Source organism: uncultured Ruegeria sp. (assembly GCF_947504215.1).
Taxonomy (GTDB): domain Bacteria; phylum Pseudomonadota; class Alphaproteobacteria; order Rhodobacterales; family Rhodobacteraceae; genus Ruegeria.
The window spans coordinates 301,114-324,099 of record NZ_CANNGO010000005.1; the positions used below are offsets into that span (position 1 = coordinate 301,114).

A 22,986-nucleotide genomic window follows, 5' to 3' on the forward strand; every position below is an offset into this window, starting at 1 on the left:
AGGAAACGATGGCCGGGTCATCCCTTGTGCTGTCCGACGACAGCCGTCTTAGCATTCTTGATCAGCGCCTCTACAAGCTCGAAGGTTTTTTGGCCCTGATCAGCGGTCTGGCAGTCTTTTCCCTGATGCTGATGGCCGTGGTTTCCGTCGGCGGCAGAAATTTCGCCAACGCCCCATTGCCTGGCTATGTCGACTGGATCGAGCAGGCGATGCCGCTGATTGCCTTCATGGGCATATCCTACGCACAGCGCGATGGTGGTCACATTCGAATGGACATGGTTGTAGGCGCACTAAAAGGGCGAACGTTGTACATTGTCGAATTCGTGACGACCGCTGTCATTCTGGCGCTGATCGTCTTGCTGATCTGGGGAAGTTGGGCGCATTTCGCACGCAGTTTCGACTTTGGCGCACCGCTTTGGAGCCGCGACAGTTCCATCGATATCGGCATTCCGCTGTGGCCCGCCAAGCTGTTGGCCCCGGTGGCCTTCAGTGTTCTTTGTCTAAGGCTCTTTCTGCAGCTCTGGGCCTACGGTCGCGCCATCCGTCACCCTGAACAATCGCCCATCGCCGTCCCGCTAATCGCTGACGCCGCCACTCAGGCTGCGATGGAAGCCGAGCATGTCTCCGGCCACGACAACTGAGGTAAAATCTGATGGAACCCATTGATATTGGCCTGATTGTCTCTGGCGGTATGCTTGTTCTTGTGGTGCTTGGAATGCGTGTGGCTTTTGCCGCCGCGACTGCGGGCATGGTTGGGCTGATCTGGATTTTCTGGGCCAAGTTCGGATACGATCCGGCGCGGTTCGGCAAGGCTGTGACTGTGGCGGTCAAAACCGCCGGGCAGGTACCTCATTCAAAGATTTCGAGCCAGGCGCTGAGCCTTATCCCGACCTTCATCCTTATTGGCTACCTCGCCTATTACGCGGGCCTGACCAAAGCGCTGTTCGAAGCCGCCAAGCGTTGGCTCGCCTGGGTTCCAGGCGGGCTGGCGGTTTCGACTGTCTTCGCGACCGCCGGGTTCGCTGCGGTTTCAGGAGCCTCGGTTGCCACGTCAGCCGTTTTCGCCCGCATCGCCATCCCCGAGATGCTGAAAATCGGCTACGACAAGCGCTTTGCTGCAGGTGTCGTCGCTGCAGGCGGCACGTTGGCCTCACTCATCCCTCCCTCGGCCATTCTGGTCATCTACGCGATCATCGTGGAGCAAGACGTGGGCAAACTGCTTTTAGCCGGTTTCATTCCGGGCATGTTCTCGGCGCTGATCTACGGCTTGTTGATCATTGGCATGGCCGTTGTGATCAAAGACTTTGGTCCGGCAGTCTCAGGCTTTACATGGAAAGAGCGATTCATGTCTTTGCCGCCCGCACTGCCTATCTTGTTTGTCGTCGTGACGATTATCTTCTTTGTCTACAACCCATTCGGAGGCGATGCTTGGGGCACGCCAACCGAGGGTGGCGCAATCGGTGCCTTCGTTGTCTTTCTGATGGCGCTGTACCAGGGCATGCGCTGGTCCGAACTGAAAGACGCGTTGCTGGAGACAGCCAAGCTTAGCGTCATGATCTTTACCATCATCTGGGGCGTGTTGGTCTACGTTCGCTTTCTGGGATTTGCCGAGCTGCCGAACGCCTTTTCCGACTGGATAACCTCGCTTGAGATGTCACCCATGTTGATCCTGATCTGTATTCTTCTGGCCTACGCGGTTCTGGGCATGTTCATGGATGCGATCGGGATGCTGCTGCTGACACTGCCGGTCGTCTACCCCGCCGTCATGGCGCTGAACGGTGGCGACGCCGTGAGTGCAGCCGACAGTACCTTCGGCATGTCTGGGCCAATGTGTGCAATCTGGTTCGGTATCCTGGTCGTCAAAATGGCCGAATTCTGTCTGATCACGCCACCGATTGGATTGAACTGCTTTGTCGTGGCTGGCGTGCGTGATGATCTAAGTGTTCAGGATGTCTTTAAAGGCGTAACACCCTTCTTTCTGGCGGATGCGGCGACAATCGCAATGCTCGTTGCCTTCCCCGCAATCGTACTTTGGCTCCCAGGACAGGTTTGAAGTGTCATGGGGGTGGTTACAATGAAATTCGAAAAGACGAGTGGAAAGCATGAGCGTTCAATTTACGCGTCGTAGCGCATGAGGTTAAACCGTTTGCAACTAAAGCAATCTTTGTCCGCGTTTGGTGAATTCACTAAACTCAAAGTTTTGCGCCTGCGACGAACGTCAGAAAAGCGGGCAGCTACTGCATCGCGGTACCTGTTGATGTCTCTCATGGGCTACTACGGTCATTTGATTTGTGACCGATTACTTTCGCCGGGCTGACTCATTTAGCGTCTAGCGGATTTTGACCGTCGAACCGAGGTTTCTGCGTGGATTTGCGTAGTGTCCGGTACTCGATAGGCGATTGTCCGTAGACCCGTTGGAATGCACGATAGAAGTTTGAACGTGCGATGAACCCTGATTGAGTAGCGATTTTGGCAACGCTTTCGTCAGTGTCGGTAAGCAATCGGGCCGCGTGAGCCAAACGAAACTCGTTCACGTATTGCGACATGTTGGTTCCCTGAGTTCTGTTGACAGCAGACGACACAGCGCGGGCCGGAAGGCTCAGGCGCTTGGCAAGTCGTTGGACGGTAATGTTGGGGTCCAGAAAAAGCTGTTGTTCATCCATCAATACCTGCAGTCGATCCACGACTTCTGCTTCTTCAGTACTGGCAACTGGCGCTGAGTTTGACGCCGCGTTGACCTTGGAAAACATCAATGGGAGCGTGATTGATGTCGCAAGAAGAAGAAGGATCAACGGAACAGTTCCGTAAGAAATCAGCATTGAGGCATTTGCGCCCTTGTTAACTGCAAAGTCGATTGCGATCGCGCTGTCCAAAACAAGTACAAAGACGAGAAACCCAATGCTGCGTAAAAGCCAGTTGGAAAGGGTCTGGGTAACATCGACCCGTGCTTGACTCAGTGCGTCGGGACCCTTCCGCCAAAGTAAGAAGAGAGCGACGCAATAATACGAATAGCTGGCACTGATAACCCAATCCAAACTTCTCAAGTCGCTGGCCAAGAGCAGGTACAACCCGATCAAAATGAATGGCGCAGCCAGGTGCATCAAGACGATCTTGGCGACGTCGTTCCTTTCGAGGGCCATCGATGCAAAGCTCAGATAAAGGAGTGGCCCGAGGAACAAGGGCAACGTGCGTTGCAGCGGGATCAACTCCTCGATTCCATAGCCAAACCGCAGACCGACCAACAGGGATGAGAAGGCGCCCAACCCAAAAAAGGCCGAGAACAACATGTTGGCCAGACGAAAGCCCAGATCCAGCCGCCAGGCCAGCATGGTTAGAACACCGCAAAGCAACGCCGTCGCCAGCGGCAAGGGGAAACTGATCAACCCGGGGCTGTCCATTTGTCCTCTTTCTATCGCGGCCTGTCCTCGATCAGGATCAAGTACAGGTATAGGCAATGCAACTCATTGTTTCAAATAAACCTACGGCTCAGCTTTGACGTATCTTGAACGATGATCGGAGCTTTCGATGAGACAAACTTCTTACCTTTTTGCTGGAATCTTAGCTATGTGCGCAGCCACGGCATTTGCCCAGCCGTACCGGTCTGCAATGACAGAACTCAAGATCGCCGACGTCGAGGGAGAACGCCATCTGTCCGGGTTTATTTGGTATCCAACAGATGCCACTGGGCCAGAAACTTACGACTTCGACAGTGAAGTGTGGGTGGGGACGAAAGTTGTGAAAGATGCTGCGCCAGCGACGAGCCGGTTCCCACTTGTTGTCTTATCTCATGGTATGTTTGGTAACGCTTACAATCAGGCGTGGCTTGCCGGGGCCCTAGCGCAACGCGGTTACATTGTCGCCGCCATCAGCCATCCTGGTACATCAACCTGGTCCCGCGATCCCGATCTAACGCGGCAACTATGGGAGCGGCCAAAGGACATTTCCCGTGTTATCGACCATGCGACTGGCGCATCTGATTTTTCGCAATATGTCGATTCAGACAGGATCTATATGGCGGGACACTCACTGGGTGGGTTCACGGCTGTTGCCCTAGCCGGTGCGCGCTACGACGCGGCTGGGTTAAGTCAGTTTTGCGCCACTCAGCCAGACGAGCTGGCCTGCGGCATCCTTTCGAATTGGAAAATCGCGCAAACACCTGAAGATCGCGTTCAGATGGAGGCCGATCTGTCCGACAGCCGGATCAAGGCATTTGCCGTTTTTGACCTTGGCGGAACTCAGAGCTTTTCCGGCACCAGCCTTCGTCAAATTGACCGACCCATGCTTGTCTTTGGGGCACCAATCATGAATTCGGGTCTGACGCTCGACATTGAATCCCGCGCGCTGATTGCCGCCCTACCAGAGAGTAATTCGCGCTACATTGAACCGGAGACGCTATCGCATTTCGATTTCTTGGGTCGCTGCAAGCCTGAAGGCTATGAACTTCTGGCAAAAGAAGAACCGGGAGACGAGATCATCTGCTCAGATGGCGGCACAGCGCGCGCTGCCAAGCATGAGATGATCATCGACGCTGTTACGGATTTCTTCTCGAATTCCTAACGCGACCGGAGGCGGAGTGCTATGGCGATACCGGCCCTCCGCTTTCGCCATCAACAGCTGTCATGATCGCATAAACCAGTTTAAGCGACACCACCTTCGACGACCTGCTCGGGAAATCGTTCCGCCCAATCTGACAAAAACTCGGATACAACGTCCTGGCTTGCCAGTTCTATGGCACGGTGCGGGAGAGCGACACCTTCCCGCAGTGCCAGACTCAGACACCGAGTATAGTCGCGGTCTAATCGTTGCGGGCAGTTCTCCGATCCATGAATAATTGTCGACAGAAGTGTTCCCCCATAGCCGTTCACATGTGTCAGGTCTGGCTTTAACGACAGAAGGTATTCCATGACCTCTGGCAAGCCCTCCCATCCGGCGACCTGCACCGGCGTCAATCCTTCGGTATCCGGGCGGTCATATTCAACTCCTACGGCGACCAGCCGTTGAACGTGATCCAGTTTGCCCGGGATATGCAAGATCATTCGGATGATATTGCGGTAAGCGTCAGGTATCTTGTCTGGATCAACTTTGCCCGGCGGCTGAACGCCATCGGCAACAGCAGCTAGTAGTGTTTCGATCTCACTCAAATCAGTATCTGCGCCGCGCTCTTCGAGCACCCTCGCCAAACTGGCATTTCCAAACACTCGCGCATAAGCATAGGGCGTTGTGTTCTCGAAAGGGCGGTTCAATTCGGCGCCATTTTCAAGAAGAAGTTCCACCATATCTGGTGTGGCCATCCTTCGCGCCGCTTGGTGTAGCGCAGGAACGACCCATGGTGCTTCGCCGCCAACATGCGTCCCGTCAAATTCATCTACTTTAGCCCCATGGTTGAGAAGCATCTGAACCGCCGTTGTGTCATGGAAGTCCATCGCGCGCAGCAATGCGTTTGTCCCCTTCGGGTCGGCGCCATGATCCAGAAGCAGTTGCAATCCCTTATGATGACCGAGCTCGGTAGAGTGATAAAGGCTCTCGCCGTCGTTCGGATTTGCTCCGTTCTCCAGCAGCCACTGTCCAAGAACCATATTGTCCGCATGGCCGATGGCGAAGTAAAGCGGCGATAGCTTATAGTCGTTGCCATGATAGACTGGCGCACCGAGATCGACATCAGCACCAGATTTCAAAAGTGCGTTTGCGATATCAAGCATGTCATTAGCCAGCTCAGGTGCGCGATGGATCCACTTGGATCGGGCAAGGATCGTTAAAGGAGGCGCCAGATCGCCAATGAGCTGCGTCACCAATTTAGGCGTCCGGTCTAGAAGTTCCCTTACGTCGGACTTGCGATAAAGGGCCAAACAAAGCCCGAAATCTCCGTCTGCCAAGTCTGGTGTGTCAGCAAGAAGTTGATCAACAGCGGTGAAGTGACCTTGAGCAAGCGCCAGTTTCAGGCGTTGCCGCTTGGCGGCTTTGTCCATGCCAAGCAAATCGGCCGCGAACTTTAGGGCAGGCCAGGATGGAAAACTGTGCTCGCGCGCAATGACGTGCAAATAGTCGGAGTGTTTAAGAGCTGTTGTCTCCGGTCGAGGTGGATAGTTTGCGATGCGTTGACGGGCACGCAATTTGCCTGCTTCATAGGCTTTGCGAAGTGCTTTGGCGTCGCGGCGCAATTGGTCCAGGGATTTTGTCATCGGTGTCCTCACTTTTGGCTCGATGGTCCGCTGGAAACGAGCATGAGACATACCGAAAGAAGGTTGTCGTCTTGTTGATAGAGATGCCGATGACAGCTTTCCGCGGACCTGGACGCTTTCCCTAAAAGCATTCACAACATAACCACTCGAAGTAGTACCCGCAAGATCAGCTTGAGTGGGGCGCAAAGGGCGGAACGACCGCAAAGCAAAAGCCGCGATGCAGAGAGAAGTACACTTGTGGATGTCCGCCTTGGGTCGTCCTCGAGATTTGTCAGATGTGGGGCAGGGGGTTACAATGCACTACCTCCGATGTCTGCTGCGAACCCAACCTATGAATTCGATTTTCTCGCGGCGTGCGCTCGCGGCAGAAACGTTTCTGCATCTGCTCAGCTTTTGGTATCGCAGTGCCGCATGATAACCGTTCGTAAGCGCTCAGCGAGGCGACGACGGCCAAGGGTCAAGTTGCGGGCTTTGCTGCTGTTGGCCGGGGGTCTGGAATGGTGTGAAGAAAAGAAAAGCCGGAGGCTAAGCAGTGATCGAAGGGTTAAGTCACATGACGTTCATCGTGAGCGATCTCGACAAGATGGAGGAGATGCTAACGAGTGTTCTGGACGCAAAGAAAATCTACGACAGCGGAGAGAAGACTTTTTCGCTTTCGAAGGAACGCTTTTTCGATATTGGCGGTGTTTGGGTTGCGACTATGGAAGGCGAGCCCCTTGCAGAGAAGACCTACAACCATGTGGCTTTCAAAATGGCAGCCGATGAATACGATGACAGGCTACAGCGGATACAGGCGCTAGGATTGGAAGTCCGAGAAGGTCGCTCGCGCGTTGATGGTGAAGGACACTCGATCTATTTCTATGACCATGACAACCACATGTTTGAATTGCACAGTGGCTCGCTGGACGAGCGGTTACGACGTTACGCAGAAACCTGAAACCTCTCGTTTGCTGTACCCTGTCCAATGAGCGAGTTGGGCTAGACGCAGACATTTGTTTCATGCCCTAGCGACGCCAATTCCCGTCGTCATACTTGTAATTTCACACCAGCGACCATTTGACCGACTAAATTTGTCAGTTTTTGTTGCATCTCTCCCAGAATCGTTTAATTGACCAAATCAGTCGGATTAAACTCCGCCAAGAGATTTACTATGTTGGGAGACATTATGCTGAAATCCTCGACCTGTATTGCGGCCGCTTTGACAGCCGTCATTGCCACCTCGGCGGCCGCCGAAGGTGAGTTGAACCTCTATTCCTCACGCCACTATGACACGGATGAGCGCCTGTATTCGGATTTCGAAGACGCGACTGGCATCAAGATCAACCGCATCGAAGGCAAGGCCGACGAGCTGATTGCCCGGATGGAAGCCGAAGGTGCCAATTCTCCTGCAGACATTCTGCTGACCGTCGATACGTCGCGCCTGGAACGCGCCAAAAACGCAGGGGTTCTGCAGTCGATCGACAGCGCCGTTCTGGAAGAGCGTATCCCATCCAACCTTCAGGACAGCGACAATGAATGGTTCGGCTTCTCTCAGCGTGCCCGGATCCTGTTCTATGACAAGAACGACGTGAGCGAACCGCCACAGACCTATGCCGAACTGGCTGATCCCAAATATAAGGGGATGGTCTGCATCCGCTCGAGCTCTAACGTGTACAGCCAGACGATCCTGGCGGCCATCATCGAGCATGCTGGCGCCGACGCTGCCAAAGAATGGGCCGAAGGTGTGGTTGCGAACTTTGCCCGTGATCCGCAGGGTGGGGATACCGACCAACTGCGCGGCATCGTATCCGGCGAGTGCGACATCTCGATGTCGAACACCTATTATTTTGCTCGCGCTATCCGCAAAGACGTTGAGGGTGTCTCGGCCGACCGCGAGATGATCGGCTGGGTCTTCCCGGATCAAGGCGGCAACGGGGCACACGTAAACCTGTCGGGTGGCGGCGTAGCAGCACATGCCCCGAACAAAGAGAACGCGATCATGTTCCTAGAGTATCTGGCAAGCGATCAGGCGCAACAGTACTTCTCGGCGGGTAACGACGAATACCCGACTGTTGAGGGCGTGGCCCTGTCTGCTTCGGTTGCCGCTCTGGGTGACTATCAGGCCGACGCTGTTGACCTTTCGGCAGTTGCGAAGAACGTTCCCGACGCTCAGAAAATCTTCAATGAGGTTGGCTGGAAGTAATTCAACCCAAAGAACTACGCAGGCCAAGGGTGCAGATTATTCTGCACTCTTTTTTGTTGCGCGGTTATATATTTCAGTTACTTTTCTCATATTCGGAACTGATTCTCGGATATGAACTATGTTGGACGATCTCTCAAACAGACTCGCAAACCATCTGGGCGAGCTTCGCAAGGCGCGCCGTTGGTCCCTGGATCAATTGTCAGAACACAGTGGTATCAGCAGGGCCACCTTGTCCCGGATGGAAAAGGGCGAGGTCAGCCCGACCGCCGAAAGCCTCGGGCGCTTGTGCGCAGCTTACGGCGTGCCGATGTCACGTTTGCTGATGATGGTCGAAGACAGTTTTGACCCCAAAGTCCCTTTTGACCGACAGGCTGAATGGCGCGATCCAGAAACGGGTTTTACCCGACGCTCCGTTTCTCCTCCCTCGGCTGGCCTGACCGGAGAGGTGCTGGAGTGTCACCTGCCCCGTGACACAGATATCACGTACGAGGCCCCCCCAAAACCGGGCCAGGAACATCACCTGATCATGCTGGACGGCATGTTGACCCTGACGGTCGACAATACTGCGCATGTGCTGTCTGGCGGTGATTGCCTGCGCTATCACCTGTCCGGGCCGACCCGATTTGAAACAGGCGCACGGCGTGGTGCGCGTTACATTCTGGTGCTGATATGATCACCCGACTGACCGCGGATTACTTCCCAGACGTGTTGGATGATCTGACGGATATCTTACACGCCTGCGTGCATACCGGTGCCAGCATCGGGTTCATACTCCCCTTCTTGCCCGATGATGCCCGAGCTTATTGGACAACGCGCGTACAGTCCGACATGGGCTCAGGTGGTCTGGATCTGTTTGTCGCTTATGGCGAAGGTCGCGTTTTGGGAACGGTGCAACTGATCCCTGCGGCCATGCCAAATCAACCGCATCGCGCCGATGTGGCGAAGCTGCTTGTTCATCCGGATGCCAGGCGACGTGGGCTCGGACGTACTTTGATGCATGCTCTTGAATGCCGCGCTTCAGAACTGGGAAGAACCATGCTGGTACTGGACACACGCAGCTCGGATCCATCCCGTCTTTTGTATCAAAGTCTGGGATTTCAGATCGCCGGCGAAATCCCTAACTATTGCCGCAACCCTTTTGAAGACAGGTTGGAGCCGACGACGTTTATGTACAAAGACCTGAGTCCGGGCACCTGAAAGCGGGCGCCAGCCCTCCTGCAGTCACTTTTTATTCTGCGGCGGTGACTTTCTCGGGGAATTTGTTTGGTAGCAAGCCAAGCTTGCGGGCATGCCGGATATCAGCCAGCAGATCACGATCCGCTGCTGCAAAAAGGTCCTCTGAATCGTTTAGAACAAAATAGCCCATCTGGTGCATATCAATACGGTATGGGGTGCGCAGGATTGTCAGGATGTCGAACGGATCCCGATCCGGCGTATCACTTGTAACTGCGTAAACCAATTCGGTCGGTGAAGACGCAAGCCCGGACCCTAGCGCTTTGATTTCACCATCCTGACGACGCAGTCCAAATTCGATTGAGAACCAATAGAGCCGGATCAACCATGCATAATCCGCTGCATCCGCCCGGGTTCCGGCCTGCCCGATGGCGTGGCTGAAGGCGGCAAAGCGGGCATCGCTCAGCAGCGGTGTGTGGCCGAAAATCTCGTGAAAGATATCGGGCTCTTCAATATAGTCGAAATCCTCGCGCGAGCGGATAAAGGATGCAGCTGGGAAGACGCGATCTGCCAGCATACCGAAGAAGGTTTTGAACCCGATCAACGCAGGAACCGGTTGAACGCGCCATCCGGTCAGATCCAGCAAACGTTCAGAAATATCGGCGCAAGACGGAACGGAGGTTTTCGGCAAATCCAACCGCGTCAGCCCGTCAAGATATTCCCGCGCCATGTATTGCTGAACATTCTCTTCCTGTGCGGCATATAGATCAGCCCAGACGGCGTCTTCTTCGGCGGTGTAATCGATATGGCCGCGTGCATCGGCAATTTTGGCGACATATTTGGTCGATTTGGGCATTGGACTCCTCCTTCTGGATGACAGGATACCCCCTCCTCATCGACAAAATTCGTTTGAATGTAGAGAGATTTGAGGTAACTTGAAAAATATATATCGTTTTTGGAGATAATCCGAAACAAATGCTTCAAACTGCAAATATTGCCATTCTCCGCGAGCTGCAAATCAGTGGACGCTTGTCGATGCAAGAGCTCGCCGAGCGCACGGGACTTTCCGCGTCGCAGTGTTGGCGGCGTGTTCGTGATCTTGAGGCGTCAGGTGTAGTGTCTGGCTATCGTGCGCAAGTGGCCGCAAAGGCCGTTGGGTTGAATGCGATCGCGTATGTCCATATTGCCCTGCAGGATCATCAGGAAAAAAGCATCTCGGATTTCCTGCGCCTCGTCGAAACTGAACCACAGATCGTCGAGTGCGCTTCGATCACCGGAGATCATGATTTCATTCTTAAGGTATATGCCAAAACCCCCGAGGATCTGGAGGTGTTTATCATGCAGCGCTTGCTGAAATCCGGTCTCGTCCGTGACACACGCAGCAACTTTGTCCTGCGGCAAACCAAAACGCGGGGGCCCTTGCCCATTCTTTGACCGAACGTAGGTTTGCAGCTTTGGAATCACGCGAGCACAGCGCGAGACTTAAAATGAGGTATCGGTGTTTTGCGGTCCTTAGCATGACAGTGTTTTCCAATATTGCTATCGGATGCTAAAGCATAGACATGCACAATCTTGATCCGCGTTTCTTTCCACCCAGTAACACGCGCACACACGAGGTCTGCGGGCCCGGCGCAGACGTGTTTGCATTCACGCTCGCTGCGCGGCTTCGCGGCGATGTTATGTGGGTACGAGAGCGGTGGGAGCCAAGCCAGATTAACCCGGACGGGTTTGTCGAATTCATTGATTCTGCGTCCCTGACGCTGTGTAACACCAAGGACCAGACTGAAACCTTGGCTGTCGCCGAAGAAGCTCTGCGTTCAGGGGTCATCTCGTTGGTGGTGATGCAGTTGACAAAACCCCTCGGTCTGACCGCGGGGCGGCGTTTGCAGCTTGCGGCGCGTGATGGAAAATCCACCGGGTTGTCGATTATACCTGAAGGTATGGGCAGCAATGCGGCTGAAACCCGTTGGCATTGTGCACCTGTGTTTGATCCCAGATTCAGCTCTCAGGACTCGACTCTGCAAAAGTGGGAACTTATAAAGAACAAATCAGGAACATTAGGTGTTTGGTATGTTCGATGGGATCCCGCGTCGCGTCGTCTCATTATGGTTTCCCCGGCTGGCGAGTGACCAGATTTTGCGGCGCTGCCCGTCGGGTGGTCCCTTTGCCCTGACGCTGAAACAAAGCAACATCAACCGGCTCTATTGCCTTAATGGCCAGGCCACGCAGCAGGGTTTGCATCCCGGCATGCCCTATTCCGATGCCCGTGCTTTTTGTCCCAACTTGCAAACGGCACCGGTTGATCTGCTGCAAGGCCAGCGATTTTTGCAGATCCTGTGCCGTTGGGCCACGCGGTACTGTCCTTGGGTGGGGCTGGAAGGTCGTGATGGGCTGGTGCTGGATATCAGCGGCTCCACCCATCTCTTTGGCGGTGAAAAAGAGATGCTGAGTGATATGCGCACCCGCCTGACGCGTGCGGGCCTGTCGGTGCAGATCGGCCTGGCGGACACGCGCGCGGCGGCCTGGGCCCTGGCGCATCATGGTGAGGGGCTGGCGCCACCCGGTGATATGTTGGCCGCGCTGCAGAACCTCCCTGTTGCCGCCTTGCAGCTGGATGAGAAAACCTCAACGGCTTTGACCCGATTGGGGCTGCGTAAGATTGGCGATCTTGCTGCGGCGCCGCGTGCGCCGCTGACCCGCCGCTTTGGACCGGATGTACTGAGACGGCTGGATCAGGCTGTGGGGCAGCAGCCGGAAGGTATCACGCCCGTGGCTGACCCGCCCCATTACGGAGTGCGCATGACATTGCCAGAGCCTATTGGCCTCATCAGCGATGTGATGGCTGGTACAGAGCGATTGCTGACCCGGCTTTGCGCCAAATTGAAAGCGCAGGAAATGGGTGCGCGAGGGCTAACAATGACACTGCGCCGGGTGGATCAGGATCATCAAGAGGTTGAGCTGCGTCTGGCGCGCCCTTTGCGGGACCCTCATCGCATTCTACCGTTGTTTGAACGGGGGTTGGCCGAGGTGGATGCAGGTTTTGGCATCGACCAGCTGCGGCTTGAGGCAACGCAGGTTGAGGCCTTGCCAGCCCAGCAACTCACCCATGTTTCGGCGGGGCGGAAGGGTCATTTGGAAGACCTCATCACCCGGATCGGCACAAGGATCGGGCTGACGAATATCCAACGTTTCCTGCCCGCTGACAGCCATATCCCAGAGCGCAGCTTTATCATTGCGCCTGCCGCTTATTCAGATCCTGCCAGCGGCTGGACCTGCACAAACCCACGCCCGCTGCGTCTGTTTCCACCTGAGCCGCTTATGATCGCTGAACCACATCCGCCAGAACGGTTCCGCTGGCGGCGCATGTCATTGACCACGGCGCGCGCCACGGGCCCTGAACGCATCGCTCCTGAATGGTGGCTGGAGGATGACAACTGGCGTTCTGGCCTGCGCGATTACTGGCGTGTGGAAACCACGCAGGGACGGCGGCTCTGGTTGTTTTACACGCCGCAAAACCCTGGATGGTTCGTGCAGGGAGAATTTGCATGATTGAAGTCAATCGCACGCATCGTCCGGTAGAGGCCTTTCGCCGGGATCTGCTGCACATGCAGATACAGGGGCAAGGCTATGCCGAGCTTTGTGTCACCAGTAATTTCACCTTTTTGACCGGAGCTTCGCACCCCGAAGAACTGATCGTGCGGGCTGCAGAGTTGGGGCTGTCTGCGATTGCTATCACGGATCGCAATTCACTGGCGGGAGTGGTGCGAGCCTGGACCGCGCTCAAGGAGTTACGGCGAGACACTGCAGAAGCTTTGAAAATTCGTTCTCAGCAGCGTGTGGATGCCTCCTCCCGGCAAAAGATTGAATCGGGACAAGCCATTGCACACCCCCCTTTCGCAACATTGCCCAGACTAATCGTTGGGTGCCGTCTGGTCTTGCGTGACAGTTCGGTGGAATGGGTTGCCTTACCCCGTGATCGGGCAGCATATAAACGCCTGACCCGCCTTCTGACCGCAGGTAAACGCCGGGCGGAAAAAGGTGATTGTGAGCTTTACAGCAAGGATATGATACCCGCCTGCAAGGGGATGATTTTGATTGCCCTGCCGCAACAGGGATTGAAAGAGGCCGTACCGGATATCCAGCGGCTGCAGCGACGCTTTCCCAATCACGTTTTTCTCGGGGCCGCCCCCCGTTATGACGGCAGCGATCAGGCTTATCTGGCGATCTGCGCAATGGCTGCGCAAAAGGCAGGTGCCCCGATGGTCGCGGTTGGCGATGTGCTGATGCATCGCGCAAACCGCAGACGGCTGGCCGATGTTTTGACCTGCATGCGCGACCATATCACCATTGATCAGATCGGCACGCGTGCGCTGCCCAATGCCGAACGCCGGATCAAGTCCGGTCAGGATATGGCGCGGCTGTTTCGTAACCATCTGGGCGCAATACGCCGTACATTGGAGATCACCGATAAATGCAGCTTTGACTTGGGCGAACTCTCCTATGAATACCCCCATGAAGACACTGAGGAAGAAACGCCGCAAGCCCGGCTGGAACGGCTGGCCCGAGAAGGCCTGACACGACGCTACCCTCATGGTCCGCCCTCCAAAGTAACCCACCTGCTGAAAAAAGAGCTGGCCGTGGTCAAGGAATTGGATTTCCCAGCCTATTTCCTGACTGTCCACGATATTGTGCAATTCGCCAGATCGCAGGGCATCTTATGTCAGGGGCGCGGGTCCGCTGCGAATTCAATCCTTTGCTATCTTTTAGGCATCACCGATGTCAGTCCAGATATGATCTCGATGGTGTTTGAGCGGTTTGTCTCAAAGTACCGTGGCGAGCCACCGGATATCGATGTCGATTTCGAACATGAGCGGCGCGAAGAGGTGATCCAGTGGATTTACAGGAAATACGGCCGCCACCGCGCCGGGCTTTGCGCAACCGTCATTCACTTTCGCACACGGGCCGCCATTCGTGAGGTGGGTAAGGTCATGGGCCTGTCTCAGGATGTGACTGCCGGTCTGTCGGGCCAAATCTGGGGCATGAGCAATGGCGGGATTGATCTTGATCGCATCCGCGAGATTGGCCTTAACCCCGAAGACCGCCGCCTTATGCAAACCATCCAGCTTATTGGCGAGATCATCGGCTTTCCCCGACACCTGTCGCAGCATGTAGGAGGCTTTGTCATCACACGTGGTCGTCTGGATGAACTGTCGCCGATTTCCAATGCTGCGATGGAAGATCGCACCGTCATCGAATGGGATAAGGATGACATTGATGCACTTGGTATTCTGAAGGTCGATGTCCTGGGACTCGGCATGCTGAGCTGTGTGCAAAAAGCCTTTGCCCTGATGCAGCAACACGAAGGGCGCAGCCTCAGTATCGCTACGGTTCCGCAGGAAGATAAACCCACATATGATATGCTTTGCGTTGCCGATGCGGTGGGGGTGTTTCAGGTCGAAAGCCGTGCCCAGATGAACTTTCTGCCCCGGATGAAACCCCGAACATTCTATGATCTGGTGATCGAAGTTGCCATCGTGCGCCCCGGTCCGATCCAGGGCGGCATGGTGCAGCCCTATATCAAACGCCGCCAGGGTCTGGAGCAGGCTGAACCCTTTGGCCCCGCACTGGAAGAGGTCACAAAACGTACGCTTGGCGTACCGCTGTTTCAGGAGCAGGCCATGCAAATCGCTGTGGTGGGGGCGGGTTTTTCCGCCGAAGAGGCCGATCACCTGCGCCGATCACTCGCCTCATTCCGGCGTATGGGTACCATCGGAGCCTTTGAGGAGAAATTCATTAATGGAATGCTACGGAATGGCTATGATCTGGACGTCGCCAAGCGCTGTTTCTCTCAGATCCAGGGCTTTGCCGATTACGGTTTCCCCGAAAGCCACGCCGCCGCTTTTGCAATGCTCGCTTATGTCTCGGCCTGGCTGAAATGCCATCACCCGGCGATCTTTGCCTGTGCGCTTCTCAACTCCCAGCCTATGGGGTTTTACGCCCCCGCCCAGATCGTGCGCGATGCGCGGGAACATAGTGTTGAAATACGCCCCATATGCGTGAACCATTCAGAATGGGACAATACCCTTGAGCGCCGCCCCGATGGCGCATTGGCTCTGCGGTTGGGGTTTCGCCAAATCAAAGGTTTCAAAGAAGAAGATGCAGGCTGGATTGTTGCGGCACGGGGCAATGGGTATCGCGATCCAGAGGCGCTGTGGCTGCGGGCAGGCCTGCGCCCCGATGTGTTGATACGGTTGGCCGAAGCGGATGCGTTCTCTGACATGGACCTCACGCGTCGCGATGCTCTGTGGCAAGTCAAAGCCATCCGCAGCGAAAAACCGCTGCCGCTTTTTAACGACCCGATTGATGGGGAAAGTATTAATGAACCGCAGATCACCCTGCCCACCATGCATTTGGGTGAAGAAGTCGTTGAGGATTATGTATCCACCCGCCTTTCCCTGCGCGCCCATCCAATGGAATTGCTACGCCCCGGCATTCCGGACCTTACCCCTCACAACGCACTCAAGGATGTGCCTCTGGGGCAGCATACGGTCTGCGGGCTTGTCATCACCCGCCAACGCCCCGGCACGGCGTCCGGGGTGATTTTCCTGACGCTTGAGGATGAAACCGGGGTCAGTAATGTCGTCGTCTGGCCCAAAATATATGAGCGTTTCCGGCGCATCGTGATGGGGGCACGGCTCCTGCGTGTCCGGGGTTATCTGCAACGCGAAGGCATTGTTGTGCATCTGATTGCTCAGGAGATTTACGACATGTCCTATAAGCTCTCGGACCTGGGCCACCCGTTGCCAGAGGCTCTGACCACCGAAGGCCTGCGCGCGGATGACACCCCAAAAGCATCCCGCTACCCCGCCCGCGCCATGCATCCGCGTGATCAAGCCAAGCGACTGTTTCCGAGCCGGGATTTTCATTAAACAGGCATTCATGCAGACCGCGGCATCCGCTTGTTTGCGATTTCCCAACCCGTGCGCCCGACTTGACGAACAACAGCTTCTGTACTGTTGAATTTCCGGTTAACCGAAAAGCGCCAGCGCTCGGTCACCGGCGCCCAGATCGGCCTTGAGGGCTTCGCGTTGCTCCGGTATCTCGCCTAGCTCCTTAATCATCCCTGTATCGCGTGTTCCATGCATGCACGATGGATTCAAGAGGCCCGATTGTTCAGCGGGCTGTTGATGCATAAGGCCGGGCTTACTTATGAAGCGAAGGGTTCATGCACAGGAAATCGTTTCTTCCAAAGGATCGCGCGTTCCGCGTCGCGCGCCTCATATTCGGCAATTGCATCATTGATATCCCGCTCAATCAGACTCTCTTGGTCTTCACCAAGGTCCGTCATCCGCATCGTAAACCAAGCTGTCATTCCTCCTGGTGGCAGGGTGGCGAATCGAGGAAAGGCAGGGTCACCTTTGCCCGCCTGCCATGACAAAGGCAGCGATGGATCAAGGACGAAACCCCGCGCAAGGCCAACCGCATCCACATCACCTTGGATGATCGCGGCCTCTGCCTCGTCATAATGCTTGAACCCTCCGGTGATCATGAGGGGGGCCGTGGTCAACCCGCGTGCGGCACCGGCGAATTCGAGAAAATATGGGCCTTTGGATGCTCGTTCGGAACTTGATGGGGCACCGGGGAAATAGGTTCCACCGCTGATGTCCAGCAAATCAACGCCTTTGCCCTCAAGTCCTGCAACAACTTTGAGGGCATCATCTTCCGTTAGCCCACCGTCCAGCTGGTCAGTGGCATTCAGTTTGACTGCAACCACAAAGTCAGTCGGTACAGCAGCACGAACGGCCTCGACCGTCTCGACAAGCAGCCGCATACGTGCATGGATCGAACCACCATAGTCATCCGTGCGGTGGTTGAAGAGAGGAGATAGGAACTGGCTTAAGAGAAACCCATGAGCCGCATGAATCTGAACGCCTCCAAACCCCAGCTCAGCCGCACGCCGTGCCGTTTGGGTAAAGGAATCAGGAATGCTCCTAATCTCGGCCAGAGACATGGCTTCGCTATTAAAATCGGGAAAGTTGATGGCACTTGGTCCCCTCGGCTTGCTGATCGGCAGGTGAGACAATGCCCCGGCGTGGCCAAGTTGCAACCAGAGATGCGCCCCGTTTGCTGACCCGCGCCGCGCCAGATCACGGAACGCTGCAGTGTCGGCCCCTTGATCGAGCACAAGATTGCCCGGTTTTTCAGGGTACCGTGGGTCGCCCTGCACTTCTCCGATGATTGACGCTGCCAGACCACCGTCGGCCCAGCGTTCATACAACCTTATCTGTCTGGCAGTCGGATCGCCATGTCCATCCGCGAGTGAGTCAGACATGGCCGATTTGATGATCCGATTTTTTAGCACACGCCCGTTCGGCAGGGTGAGTGGCTTGAAGAGCAAATTATTCGAAGCTGCGTGCAAGTCAGTTCTCGCTGGGGTTTTAACCTCGACCCAAGATGCTTTGGGTGGTTATCTTCGATAACACGTTGTTTAGGAGGGGCTTCAAGGTTTGACAAGACCAAGGTCTCGCTGAAACATCTGTTTCCCGGCCGTCAGTCCGTTCACCTTATCGACGATGGCATCGGCATCAATACCATGATGGCGATAGAGATCGCCGATCGTGCCGGTCTGACCAAAGTGCTCGATGCCCATCGGAATGGTTTGATGGCCAATCACGGCTCCCAGCCAGGATAGCGTGGCAGGATGTCCGTCAATCACTGTGAGCAGTTTGCAGTGTGCGGGAAGGCCGGAAATCAGAGTTTCGACGTGGCATATTGCCGCCTGATTGCCGCGCGAGCGTTCTCGTTGCGCGGCCGTCCATCCGGCGTTCAATCGATCAGCCGAGGTGACGGAAAGAACACCGATATCCCGCCGGCCCTCACCAATTATTCCGGCGGCCCTGATTGCCTCTGGTGCAATGGCGCCTTGATAGGCGATCACAACTTCGCAATTGGGACCCGGCTTGCGCAGCCAATAGGCTCCGTCGATTGCGCCCTGTCGGAATTCATCATCGACGCGCTTGCCCGGTTGCTCGATCGGATTGGTGGTCAGGCGCAGATAAACTGAACCACCGGTTTCATCTCGTAGCCATGTGCGTTCGTCTGGTTGTCCCTCACCGTCGCGCTGAAGGTAATCGAAGGCCCATTCCATGATCACCGCCAATTCATCGGCAAAGGCAGGTTCAAATGCAGCCAGCCCGTCCTGGCTCATGCCGATCAAGGGGGAGCCGACGGATTGGTGTGCGCCGCCTTCCGGAGCCAGCGTTACCCCCGAAGGTGTACCTACCAGCATAAACCGCGCATCCTGATAGCAAGCGTAGTTCAGCGCATCGAGTCCGCGGCAAACAAAAGGGTCATACACTGTGCCAATCGGGATCAACCGCTTGCCGAACAGGGAATGTGACAGCCCTGCAGCCCCCAGAAGCAGCATCAGGTTCATTTCGGCGATGCCAAGCTCGATATGCTGCCCTTTAGGCGTGAACTCCCATTTCGCAGTTGATGGGATACGGTGTTCGATAAACGCGTCGGCTTGTTCGGATCGGGAAAACAACTTGCGGCGATTAACCCAGGGGCCAAGGCTGGTCGTACCAGTCACGTCGGGCGACGTTGTCACGATGCGTTCGGCCAGTTGGCTGTCTCCCTTGGACAGATCATCTAATATCTTGCCGAAAGCCATCTGGGTTGAGACCTCACGGCCGGTGTCGATCCCGATGGATGGAACAGCCAGTCTGTTATCAAAGTAGCGCCGCGGACCTTTGGCGAAAAAGGGTATCTGCGACAGGAAACGTTTGAAAGCCTCTGGATCACCGACGGTTGCAAACGGCTCCCATTCCTCGCCCTCATGCACCCCCATATGATCCTGCCACTTTGCGAATTGGCTGTTGTTCATCAATCCGCCATGGTTGTCCTTGTGGCCAGCGATTGGCGTGCCCCAGCCTTTGATCGTATAGGCCAGAAAACAGGTGGGTCTGTCGTGGTCGATGGCGGCGAAAGTCTCGGCCATGGTCTCGACGCAGTTGCCGCCAAGGTTTTCCATCAAGGCGGCCAGTTCCACATCAGAGCGGCGTTCAATAAGGGCTGTGACGTCCCCTTGATCACCCAAATCATCCATGAGGCGTTGGCGCCAGACCGTGCCGCCCATGAATGTCAGAGCCGAATAGTCCTGGTTGGGACAGGCATCGATCCAGGCACGCAGGCGATCCCCTCCGAGCTCCTCAAATGCGGCGCGTTGCAGGACGCCGTATTTCACGCGCACGACGTCCCAGCCGAAAGCATCGAAGATTTTCTCGATCCGCTCGAACAACCCTTCGCGAACAATGCCGTCCAGTGACTGTCGGTTGTAATCGATAATCCACCACGTGTTGCGCAGGTCGTTCTTCCACCCTTCCTGCAACGCCTCATAGATATTGCCTTCGTCCAGTTCGGCATCGCCGACCAGTGCCACCATGCGTCCCATCGGGGCATCTGCCCCCCAGCTTTTGGCGTTGATGTAATCTTGAATGATCGAAGCAAACGAGGTGATCGCCACACCCAGCCCCACCGACCCGGTCGAAAAATCCACGTCGTCGATATCCTTGGTGCGGCTGGGATAGCTTTGCACCCCACCGAAACCACGAAAGTTCTCCATCTTCTCGCGTGTTTGATTGCCCATGAGATATTGCATGGCATGAAAGATCGGCGATGCGTGGGGTTTGACAGCCACCCTGTCCTCAGGTCGCAGAGCCGAAAAATATAGCGCGGTCATGATCGATACTATCGAGGCCGACGACGCCTGATGCCCGCCGACCTTGATCCCGTCCACCTTGGGTCGGATATGGTTGGCATGGTGAATCATCCAATGCGACAGCCAAAGTAGACGTTGCTCGACGACCTTAAGCTGGTTGGGATCAGGCTGCATGTCAGTCTCCAAGTTCAGGCGGCGCTACGGGTAGGATAGAGCAGGGCTTGCTCAAGGTCTGCAAGGATGTCTTCGACGTCCTCAAGTCCGACTGACAGGCGGATCAGACCGTCGCTGATACCATGCTCGGCCCGTTCCTCGGACGTGTAGGTGGAATGCGTCATCGAGGCTGGGTGCTGTATCAGGGTTTCGGCGTCACCCAGAGAGACCGCGCGCTGGATCATGTTCAGGTTATTCATCAGGCCAATGCCACCGGACAGTCCAGTTTTGATCTCAAAAGCAATCATTGCACCGGGTTGGGACATCTGTCGCTGTGCGATATCATGCTGAGCGAAGCTCTCAAGCCCTGGGAAATACACCGCTCCAACTGATGGATGGGCTTCGAGAAAGCCAGCAACAACGCCCGCCGAGGCGCAATGTCGGTCCATACGCAGGTTCAGTGTTTTTAACCCGCGCAGAACGAGCATCGCATTGAACGGTGCCATTACTGCCCCGGTCATGTCCTTCATTCCGACAAGACGAATCTCGGCAATTTGTTCTGACTTGCCGACAACCAGACCAGCGACCACGTCTCCATGCCCGCCTAGATACTTGGTCGCAGAGTGCAGAACGATATCTGCACCATGCTCAATCGGGCGGGTGAGATATGGGCTGGCATAGGTGTTGTCGACCACGACCTGTGCGCCGACCGAATGCGCGATCTCTGCGTTGGCGGCAATATCCACAAGTCGCATATTCGGGTTGGCAGGGGTTTCGAAATAGACCACGCGGCTTTTCTCTGACACGGCTGCGCGCAGGTTCTCGGGGTCCGTCATGTCGACATGGGTGATTTTGACACCCCATTTCGCCAGGCCATGACGCATGAATGCAAAGGTGCAGCCGTAAAGCGTTTTGTCGACGATAACTTCGTCACCGGGCGACAGCAGTGTCCACAACACGGCGGTGATCGCGCCCATACCACTGGAAAGCGCCAGCCCGGCTTCGGCCCCTTCGAGGGTGGCAATGCGGCGTTCCAGAAGATCGCATGTGGGGTTAGAAATGCGGCTGTAGATATGGCCTTCGCGTTCGCCAGCGAACATCTCTCCACCGGCCTCGGCTGTTTCAAAGGAAAAAGTCGAGGTTAGGTGCAAAGGCGGGGTCAGCGCGCCGTCGTTTTCTTGTGGGTTATAGGCATGATGGATGGCGCGGGTAGCAAATCCGGTTAAACGGGTCATAGAAGTCTCCTCAGTCCTGTTGAGGATCAATTTATACCCTATCGCTAGGCATTTGATTGCAAGTTGTACTAATATCTGAGTAAAAGTTGGCATAATCTGCTACTCTGAGAATATCATGGACGCCAAAGACAGACACATCATCCGTGCGCTTCAGCGGGACGGACGTATGACCAATCAGGATCTCGCTGACGCGGTGAACTTATCGCCGTCGCCCTGCCTGCGCCGGGTCAAGAACCTCGAGGCCAAGGGGATCATCAAGGGATACAGCGCCGATGTAGATGCCGCCGCTTATGGGATGGCCATTACCGTCTTTGTGCGCATTCGGCTGGAACGGCATAACGAAACGGATGTGCAGAACTTCGAAAAGCGGGTTCGGATGATCGACGAAGTTCTCGAATGCCATGTGTTAACCGGTGCGATGGACTACCAGTTGCGGGTTCTCGTGTCGGATCTTGAGGCCTATGAAGAGTTTATTCGAAATCGCATCCACCCGATTGGAGGGGTTGCCTCGATCGACACCAGTTTCGTTTATGGTACGGTCAAGAAGACGGCTGTGTTTCCGCCCCCTTGATTGGCAATGAATCAATCGCCGCGCCATGGTTTCTGAGGCCACTATGGCTTCGATGTCGACTGGCCCGGACAGCGGCCTGAGGAGATGAGCCAGCATGGCAACTGCACTTAATTCGAATGATTCAGCTTAGCGTATCTCTTTCCGCTCTTTGCAGGTCACCGAACGCTTGCTCTGGCCTCGCGACCATTGCCTCAGCCCACAAGAGGATGATCTTTGCGACACTGACGACGGCGTTAAGCGATTTCTTTCATCAAGGTTGAAAACCATGCCGTCCTCGCCGATCACATGAACGACAGTCACTAAACCTGTTAGGTGAATTATGGCGATGTTATCTCCAAAACCATTCTAAGGTAGTAATGAGATCATCTTTTGGTGCTTGGCGTTTCGGGTATGAAGCGAAGAAATCGAGTTCATCTAGCATCTAGCAAAGCGAATTGCTTGAGCCGTTGTCACGCGTTCGCGATGATACTCTGCAGTTTGATGCACCCGTCGCTTTGGAAATGACGTTTGCATTGTGCGAGGGTTCCCGACTGATCATCTTACGAGACGTTTTCCAGAACGCTGATCTTGAAGCCGACGGCGATCGGCAGCAAGGTCCGCATGGTGTGGGTTCGGGCGGATCTCAAATTTGAAGTTGCGTTGAGTAACCGGTTGGATTGAGCTGCCCAGCGGCGCCAAATACCGGGATAGAATCTTTTCTATGGCTCGTCTGTGGCCTCATTCGCTGCCAGCTCTGTCCCTGGAGTACTCTTTGCGGACGGCGAATCTTGGCT

General features: G+C 55.5%; 18 protein-coding genes. 12 read left to right on the top strand and 6 right to left on the bottom strand.

Annotated elements, in window-relative coordinates; all coding sequences use genetic code 11:
• The first annotated feature begins 8 nt into the window (after window positions 1-8).
• Both Q1B21_RS12170 and Q1B21_RS12175 read left to right on the top strand, forming a co-directional pair.
• The gene (locus Q1B21_RS12170) at window positions 9-641 is read left to right on the top strand and encodes a TRAP transporter small permease subunit (RefSeq protein ID WP_299078854.1); all 633 of its coding nucleotides are present in this window, start codon (window positions 9-11) and stop codon (window positions 639-641) included.
• An 11-nt stretch (window positions 642-652) separates the two neighbouring features.
• Complete coding sequence (locus Q1B21_RS12175) at window positions 653-2,053, top strand: TRAP transporter large permease (RefSeq protein WP_299889681.1); 1,401 nt, start codon at window positions 653-655, stop codon at window positions 2,051-2,053.
• Window positions 2,054-2,318: 265 nt separating this feature from the next.
• On the opposite strand, the gene Q1B21_RS12180 is transcribed toward Q1B21_RS12175, so the two are convergent.
• Window positions 2,319-3,398, bottom strand: a complete 1,080-nt coding sequence (locus Q1B21_RS12180; RefSeq protein WP_299889683.1) for a helix-turn-helix transcriptional regulator — start codon at window positions 3,396-3,398, stop codon at window positions 2,319-2,321.
• A 127-nt stretch (window positions 3,399-3,525) separates the two neighbouring features.
• Between Q1B21_RS12180 and Q1B21_RS12185 the strand changes: the two genes are divergently transcribed.
• Window positions 3,526-4,557, top strand: a complete 1,032-nt coding sequence (locus Q1B21_RS12185; protein ID WP_299889685.1) for an alpha/beta fold hydrolase — start codon at window positions 3,526-3,528, stop codon at window positions 4,555-4,557.
• An 80-nt stretch (window positions 4,558-4,637) separates the two neighbouring features.
• On the opposite strand, the gene Q1B21_RS12190 is transcribed toward Q1B21_RS12185, so the two are convergent.
• Window positions 4,638-6,179, bottom strand: a complete 1,542-nt coding sequence (locus Q1B21_RS12190; RefSeq protein ID WP_299889687.1) for an ankyrin repeat domain-containing protein — start codon at window positions 6,177-6,179, stop codon at window positions 4,638-4,640.
• Between the two features lie 553 nt (window positions 6,180-6,732).
• Between Q1B21_RS12190 and fosX the strand changes: the two genes are divergently transcribed.
• The 4 genes from fosX (at window position 6,733) to Q1B21_RS12210 (ending at window position 9,558) form a co-directional block, all read left to right on the top strand.
• A complete protein-coding gene (gene fosX, locus Q1B21_RS12195) occupies window positions 6,733-7,116 on the top strand; it encodes a FosX/FosE/FosI family fosfomycin resistance hydrolase (protein ID WP_299889689.1) in 384 nt (127 codons plus the stop codon).
• A 228-nt stretch (window positions 7,117-7,344) separates the two neighbouring features.
• Complete coding sequence (locus Q1B21_RS12200; protein ID WP_299889725.1) at window positions 7,345-8,361, top strand: Fe(3+) ABC transporter substrate-binding protein; 1,017 nt, start codon at window positions 7,345-7,347, stop codon at window positions 8,359-8,361.
• Between the two features lie 118 nt (window positions 8,362-8,479).
• Window positions 8,480-9,034, top strand: a complete 555-nt coding sequence (locus Q1B21_RS12205) for a helix-turn-helix domain-containing protein (RefSeq protein WP_299889691.1) — start codon at window positions 8,480-8,482, stop codon at window positions 9,032-9,034.
• Complete coding sequence (locus Q1B21_RS12210; RefSeq protein ID WP_299889693.1) at window positions 9,031-9,558, top strand: GNAT family N-acetyltransferase; 528 nt, start codon at window positions 9,031-9,033, stop codon at window positions 9,556-9,558. The genes Q1B21_RS12205 and Q1B21_RS12210 overlap by 4 nt, the downstream gene beginning before the upstream one ends.
• 31 nt (window positions 9,559-9,589) lie before the next feature.
• Here Q1B21_RS12210 and Q1B21_RS12215 read toward each other — a convergent pair whose 3' ends face one another.
• On the bottom strand, window positions 9,590-10,390 hold the full coding sequence (locus tag Q1B21_RS12215) for a phenylalanine 4-monooxygenase (protein ID WP_299078838.1): 801 nt from the start codon (window positions 10,388-10,390) through the stop codon (window positions 9,590-9,592).
• Window positions 10,391-10,509: 119 nt separating this feature from the next.
• Here Q1B21_RS12215 and Q1B21_RS12220 point away from each other — a divergent pair, with 119 nt between their 5' ends.
• The 4 genes from Q1B21_RS12220 to Q1B21_RS12235 all read left to right on the top strand — a co-directional run bounded on the left by Q1B21_RS12220 (window position 10,510) and on the right by Q1B21_RS12235 (window position 16,463).
• Window positions 10,510-10,968 carry an Lrp/AsnC family transcriptional regulator gene (locus tag Q1B21_RS12220; protein ID WP_299889695.1) on the top strand — a complete coding sequence of 153 codons (459 nt, stop codon included), beginning with the start codon at window positions 10,510-10,512 and terminating at the stop codon, window positions 10,966-10,968.
• A 128-nt stretch (window positions 10,969-11,096) separates the two neighbouring features.
• Window positions 11,097-11,663 carry a hypothetical protein gene (locus Q1B21_RS12225; RefSeq protein ID WP_299889697.1) on the top strand — a complete coding sequence of 189 codons (567 nt, stop codon included), beginning with the start codon at window positions 11,097-11,099 and terminating at the stop codon, window positions 11,661-11,663.
• A complete protein-coding gene (locus tag Q1B21_RS12230) occupies window positions 11,605-13,083 on the top strand; it encodes a DNA polymerase Y family protein (RefSeq protein ID WP_299889699.1) in 1,479 nt (492 codons plus the stop codon). The genes Q1B21_RS12225 and Q1B21_RS12230 overlap by 59 nt, the downstream gene beginning before the upstream one ends.
• Window positions 13,080-16,463 carry an error-prone DNA polymerase gene (locus Q1B21_RS12235; RefSeq protein ID WP_299889701.1) on the top strand — a complete coding sequence of 1,128 codons (3,384 nt, stop codon included), beginning with the start codon at window positions 13,080-13,082 and terminating at the stop codon, window positions 16,461-16,463. The genes Q1B21_RS12230 and Q1B21_RS12235 overlap by 4 nt, the downstream gene beginning before the upstream one ends.
• Before the next feature lie 278 nt (window positions 16,464-16,741).
• On the opposite strand, the gene Q1B21_RS12240 is transcribed toward Q1B21_RS12235, so the two are convergent.
• From Q1B21_RS12240 to Q1B21_RS12250, 3 genes are all read right to left on the bottom strand, one after another.
• A complete protein-coding gene (locus Q1B21_RS12240; RefSeq protein WP_299889703.1) occupies window positions 16,742-17,953 on the bottom strand; it encodes an NADH:flavin oxidoreductase/NADH oxidase family protein in 1,212 nt (403 codons plus the stop codon).
• Window positions 17,954-18,034: 81 nt separating this feature from the next.
• On the bottom strand, window positions 18,035-20,428 hold the full coding sequence (locus Q1B21_RS12245; protein ID WP_299889705.1) for a 1-deoxy-D-xylulose-5-phosphate synthase N-terminal domain-containing protein: 2,394 nt from the start codon (window positions 20,426-20,428) through the stop codon (window positions 18,035-18,037).
• 14 nt (window positions 20,429-20,442) lie between these two features.
• Complete coding sequence (locus Q1B21_RS12250) at window positions 20,443-21,642, bottom strand: methionine gamma-lyase (RefSeq protein ID WP_299889707.1); 1,200 nt, start codon at window positions 21,640-21,642, stop codon at window positions 20,443-20,445.
• Between the two features lie 115 nt (window positions 21,643-21,757).
• On the opposite strand from Q1B21_RS12250, the gene Q1B21_RS12255 reads away from it, so the two are divergent.
• Window positions 21,758-22,213 (top strand): Lrp/AsnC family transcriptional regulator, encoded by a 456-nt coding sequence (locus tag Q1B21_RS12255; protein WP_299889709.1) that lies wholly within the window; start codon window positions 21,758-21,760, stop codon window positions 22,211-22,213.
• Window positions 22,214-22,986: the final 773 nt, after the last annotated feature.